This is a genomic window from Mycobacterium sp. (assembly GCF_049585075.1).
In the GTDB taxonomy this organism is placed as follows: Bacteria; Actinomycetota; Actinomycetes; order Mycobacteriales; family Mycobacteriaceae; genus Mycobacterium.
This window is the reverse complement of sequence record NZ_JBAUZA010000023.1, coordinates 1-5,245: the sequence shown is the minus strand read 5'-3', so window position 1 is coordinate 5,245 and position 5,245 is coordinate 1. Positions and strand designations below refer to the sequence as shown.

5 protein-coding genes are annotated in these 5,245 nt (G+C 62.9%); 2 read left to right on the top strand and 3 right to left on the bottom strand.

Going from position 1 to position 5,245, the window contains the following annotated elements:
• Positions 1-139: 139 nt before the first annotated feature.
• Together WB785_RS01175 and WB785_RS01170 are read left to right on the top strand one after the other, a co-directional pair.
• Complete coding sequence (locus tag WB785_RS01175) at positions 140-586, top strand: SRPBCC family protein (protein WP_424076877.1); 447 nt, start codon at positions 140-142, stop codon at positions 584-586.
• The gene (locus WB785_RS01170; RefSeq protein ID WP_424076878.1) at positions 570-1,109 is read left to right on the top strand and encodes a TetR/AcrR family transcriptional regulator; all 540 of its coding nucleotides are present in this window, start codon (positions 570-572) and stop codon (positions 1,107-1,109) included. Before WB785_RS01175 ends, WB785_RS01170 begins: the two co-directional genes overlap by 17 nt.
• On the opposite strand, the gene WB785_RS01165 is transcribed toward WB785_RS01170, so the two are convergent.
• The 3 genes from WB785_RS01165 to nrdE all read right to left on the bottom strand — a co-directional run.
• Positions 1,099-2,652, bottom strand: coding sequence for a flavin-containing monooxygenase (locus WB785_RS01165; protein WP_424076876.1), 1,554 nt, complete (start codon positions 2,650-2,652; stop codon positions 1,099-1,101). The two genes, WB785_RS01170 and WB785_RS01165, sit on opposite strands and share 11 nt — an antisense overlap.
• Positions 2,653-2,741: 89 nt before the next feature.
• Positions 2,742-3,491: a TetR/AcrR family transcriptional regulator gene (locus WB785_RS01160; protein ID WP_424076875.1), complete on the bottom strand. Its 750-nt coding sequence runs from the start codon at positions 3,489-3,491 to the stop codon at positions 2,742-2,744.
• Between the two features lie 129 nt (positions 3,492-3,620).
• Positions 3,621-5,245 (bottom strand): class 1b ribonucleoside-diphosphate reductase subunit alpha (gene nrdE, locus WB785_RS01155; protein WP_424076874.1); only part of this gene is annotated, 1,625 nt, incomplete at its 5' end.

Sequence of the window (5,245 nt, the reverse complement as noted above, 5' to 3'; positions counted from 1 at the left end):
GCGAACATGCTCAGGCTTCCGACACTACCCCTGGGGTGCGACAAGACGAGGTAACACAAGCAGTTGTGTTGGCGTGTCGCCAGGAGTCAGTCGAGCACACCCCTGTTCACTGCCCAACTAAACATGTACCATTTGGTACATGTTTACCGAAGACAGTGTTGAAATCGACGCACCACCGGACTTGGTATGGCAGGTCTTCAGCGAGGTCGAGCACTGGCCCGAGTGGACCGCCTCAGTGACTTCCTTGCTCGGCTTGGATGGCGCCGCCCTCGCTGTGGGCAGACGGTTCGCGATCAAGCAACCCGGCATGCAGAAGCTGGTCTGGCAGGTCACCGAGATCGAACCGGGCTCGTCGTGGACGTGGGTGCAGCGTTCCCCGGGCGTCCTGGTGACTGCTCGTCACTACGTCAGCGCCCAACCCGGCGGCCGCACGCTGGTGCGCCAGCAACTCGACCAGGGCGGCGCTCTCGGTGCTCTGGTCGGACGGCTGATGGTCAAGAAGACCAAGCGCTTCCTGCAACTCGAGGCCCAGGGACTCAAAGCCCGGTCTGAGCAGCTCAGCCGTGCTGATGGTCCGCACGCCTGACCGACCGCGACGCCGGCAACTCCTGGACGCACTGATCGAAGAGTTCGCCGCGAGCGGCATCGGCGACCGCTCGCTGCGTGACGTCGCCGCCGCCGTGGGCACCAGTCATCGAATGCTGTTGCATCACTTCGGCTCTCGAGAAGATCTGCTCGTCGCTATCGTCGAGGAGGTCGAGCGTCGCCAGATGGCTGTCGTCCCCGAATTGCCGATCGATCCTGCCGAAGGCTTCGCCGCCATGTGGGCCGATCTTCGCCGGCCCGAACTGCGCCAGCTGGAACGGCTCTTCTTCGAGTGCTACGCCCGGGCAGCCCAAGGCGAAAAACCCTTCACACGAATGGTTCCCGGCGCCGTTGACGGCTGGCTGCGCGAGGTCGAGGCTAACGCCGAGGTTCCCTACGACGGCGCGATGGCACGCCTCGGCCTGGCCGTAACCCGTGGCCTACTGCTGGATCTGGTGGCCACCGATGACGACGCCGGCGTGGATGCAGCCGCGAATGCGTTCACGAATCTGCTCAGGCGCTGACTTTTCGGTGTTTTGCCGGCGCGCCCGTGCCTACTCCGTAGAACTTGTATTCCGCCGGTTTGAGAGATCGAGTGGACCGCCAGTACTGCCAGGTCATGCCGCTCCACAGCGTTCTGTTGACGCCGTGTTCGTCGAGGTACCAACTGCTGCAGCCACCGGTGTTCCACACTGAGCCGGCCAGCTCGTCTTGCAGCTCGGCGTTGAACCGGTCCTGAGCGGAGCGGCTAGGCGCAAGCGCCTGCGCCCCGTACTTCTCGACCGTCGCGATCGCCTCTGCCACATAGTGGATTTGAGACTCGATCATGAAAACCACCGACGTGTGGCCCAGCCCGGTGTTCGGTCCAAGCAGGAAGAACAGGTTCGGCATGTCGGCCACGGCAATGCCGCGATGTGCCGCCATGCCCTCCCGGTTCCAGCGGTCCACCAGATCCTCGCCGCGCGGACCCTTGATGTCGACGAACGTGTAGGAGTCGGTGGTGTGGAATCCGGTGGCGTAGACGATGACGTCGACCGGGTGCTCGGCGTCATCGCCGGTGACGATGCCCTCGGGCGTGATGCGGCTGATTCGCTCGGAAATCAGCGTGGTCTTCGGATTGGCCACCGCCTGGTAGTAGTCGGCGGCATACAGAATCCGCTTGCAGCCGGCGCGATAGCTCGGAGTGAGCTTGCGGCGCAATTCCTTATCGCGGACGCTGCGTCGAATGTTCCACTTGCCGACCAATTCGACGGCACGCAGCAGGCTTGGCCGCTTGGTCATCGCGTAGCCCAAACCCTCGAGGCCCCAATAGATTCCCGATCGTACTGCCAGCCGCAGACCCGGTACGTTCGCGAAGGCTTTGCGCACCCCGTCCGGCAACAAACTGTTCGGCCGCGGCACCACCCACGGCGGGGTGCGCTGATACAGCTGCACCTCAGTCACGCCCGCGTCGCGGCGCACCAACTCCGGCACGATTTGGATGGCGCTGGCTCCGGTGCCGATCACCGCCACCCGCTTATCGGTCAGGTCGACACTGTGGTCCCATTGCGCGGAATGGAAAGCGGCGCCGCGGAACTCGTCCATACCTTCGATATCCGGTAAACGCGGGATATGCAGCGCGCCGGCGCCCGAGATCAAGAACTGGGTCACGTACTCTTCGCCGGACTCGGTGAACACATGCCAGCGGTATTCGCTGTCGTCCCAGTGCGCGCGGTTCACCTTCGAGCCGAATCGGATGTAGCGGCGCAGCCCGTACTTATCGGCGACGCCCTTGAGGTAGTCCAGGATCTCCGGCTGCGGGGAGAACAGCTTGCTCCAGGTGGCCTTCGGTTCGAACGAGAACGAGTACAGATGGGACGGGACATCGCACGCGCAGCCGGGGTAACTGTTGTCCCGCCAGGTGCCGCCGACCTCGTCGGCCTTCTCCAGAATGGTGAAGTTCACACCCTGACGCTGCAGCGCGATCCCCATCCCCAGTCCGGCGAACCCGGTTCCGATGATGACGGCGCGAGTATGCACCGGTGGAGCGTGTGCGGCGGGCTGGATGGTCGACTCCGCAGTGCTCATGTGCGCCGCTCCTCCTTCTGAATTACCCGGTACCCACGGTATCGGAAAAGCTTTGTCGAAGGCCGCGGCGATGTCAACGCCGCAGAGGCTCAGCTCGCCGCGGAATCGCGCGGGACCGCGTTGTGGACCGGCTGATCAGGGTCCAGTTTGATGCCGAGCAGCTGGGCGGTGCCCTCGATGACCCCCATCATGATCGTGGTCAGATGCTCGACGAACCTGTCGCGGGCCATCCGCCGCGGGCTCTCGGGGTCGGATCCCAGCCACCAGTCGGTGGCCGACACGGCCGAACCGAACGCGGCGAAGGCGGTGAGTTCGAACGCGGCGGGGTCAAGTTCCATCTCGCGCAGCTCGTTGTTGAACATCTCGGCCATCGCCAGCAAGATCTCGCGGCCTTCGCCCATCGTCCGCATCGTCGACTCGGACTGCTCGGGAAAGCGGCCCTGGATGAAGAACCGCAGCACGTTGGGATGCTCGTCGACCAGGTTCACGTATTCCTCGGCGCTGCGGTGGATGATCTCGCGAACGGAGTTTGTGGCGAAGTCGATCGACGGGAAGACCGCCGCCCACAGCATGTCGCGCAGCCGCTCGCCGATCGCCTGGAACAGGTCGGATTTGTCGGTGAAATGCCGGTAGATCTTGGGTTTGGCGGTGCCGGCCTCTTCGGCGATTTCGCGAACACTGAGGTCGGGCCCCAACCGGTCGATGGCGCGGAAAGCTGCCTCGACGATCTCACCGCGCACCTTCTTACGGTGTTCGCGCCAGCGCTCGCTGCGCGCATCGACCTTGACCCCCGGCTTAGCGCTGGGGTGCGGTAGAGCAGGTCGGGGAATTCTGACCACGTCAAGCACCATACCCCTTTGCGGTAGCTGACCTGCGCAGACTGGCCGCCGAGTGGCCAGTTATGGCACGTCAAAACCCCGGGTCGGGTGCGTTAAGTGGCCACTCGGCGGAAAGCAGCCCGCCAGCCGTCACAGCATGCAGGACACGCAGCCCTCGACCTCGGTGCCCTCCAGCGCCATCTGCCGTAGCCGGATGTAGTACAGGGTTTTGATGCCCTTGCGCCACGCATAGATCTGCGCCTTGTTCACGTCGCGGGTGGTCGCGGTGTCCTTGAAGAACAACGTCAGGCTCAGACCCTGGTCCACATGCTGGGTGGCCGCGGCGTAGGTGTCGATGATCTTCTCGTAGCCGATTTCGTAGGCGTCCTGGTAGTACTCCAGGTTGTCGTTCGTCATGTAGGGCGCCGGGTAGTAGACGCGACCGATCTTGCCTTCCTTGCGGATCTCGACCTTGGACACGATCGGGTGGATCGACGATGTCGAGTGGTTGATGTAGGAGATCGATCCGGTCGGCGGCACCGCCTGCAGATTCTGGTTGTAGATGCCGTGCGCCTGCACCGACTCTTTGAGCCGACGCCAGTCATCTTGGTCCGGGATGCGGATGTCTGCGTCGGCGAACAGCTGACGCACCTTCTCGGTCTTGGGTTCCCAGATCTGGTCGGTGTACTTGTCGAAGAACTCCCCCGACGCGTACTTCGACTGTGCGAAACCCTTGAAGCTCGAACCCCGTTCGATCGCAATGCGATTCGATGCGCGCAGCGCATGGTAGAGCACCGTGTAGAAGTAGATGTTGGTGAAGTCGATGCCCTCTTCGGAGCCGTAGTAGACGCGTTCGCGGGCCAGATACCCGTGCAGGTTCATCTGCCCGAGCCCGATCGCGTGCGAGTCGTTGTTGCCCTGCTCGATCGAGGGCACCGACCAGATGTGGGTCTGGTCGCTCACCGCCGTCAGCGCCCGGATGGCCACCTCGATGGTCTGCGCGAAGTCCGGCGAGTCCATCGTCTTGGCGATGTTCAGCGAACCCAGGTTGCACGAAATGTCTTTGCCCACTTTGGCGTACGTGAGGTCTTCGTTGAACAGCGACGGCGTGGACACCTGCAAGATCTCGGAGCAGAGGTTGGAGTGAGTGATCTTGCCGTCGATCGGGTTGGCCCGGTTCACCGTGTCTTCGTACATGATGTAGGGGTAGCCGGATTCGAATTGCAGTTCGGCCAGCGTCTGGAAGAACTCGCGGGCCTTGATCTTGGTCTTGCGGATACGCGCGTCGTCGACCATCTCGTAGTACTTCTCGGTGACGGAGATGTCGGCGAACGGCACTCCGTAAATGCGTTCGACGTCGTAGGGCGAGAACAGGTACATGTCCTCGTTGTTCTTGGCCAGCTCGAAGGTGATGTCGGGAATCACCACGCCCAGGCTCAGCGTCTTGATCCGGATCTTCTCGTCGGCGTTCTCCCGCTTGGTGTCCAGGAAGCGGTAGATGTCGGGGTGGTGGGCTTGCAGGTACACCGCGCCGGCGCCTTGACGCGCGCCCAACTGGTTGGCGTAGGAGAACGAGTCCTCGAGCAGCTTCATGATCGGGATGACGCCCGAGCTCTGGTTCTCGATGTTCTTGATCGGTGCGCCGTGCTCACGAATGTTGCTCAGCAGCAAGGCAACCCCGCCGCCGCGCTTGGACAGCTGCAGCGCGGAGTTGATCGAGCGGCCGATCGACTCCATGTTGTCCTCGACGCGAAGAAGAAAACAGCTTACTGGCT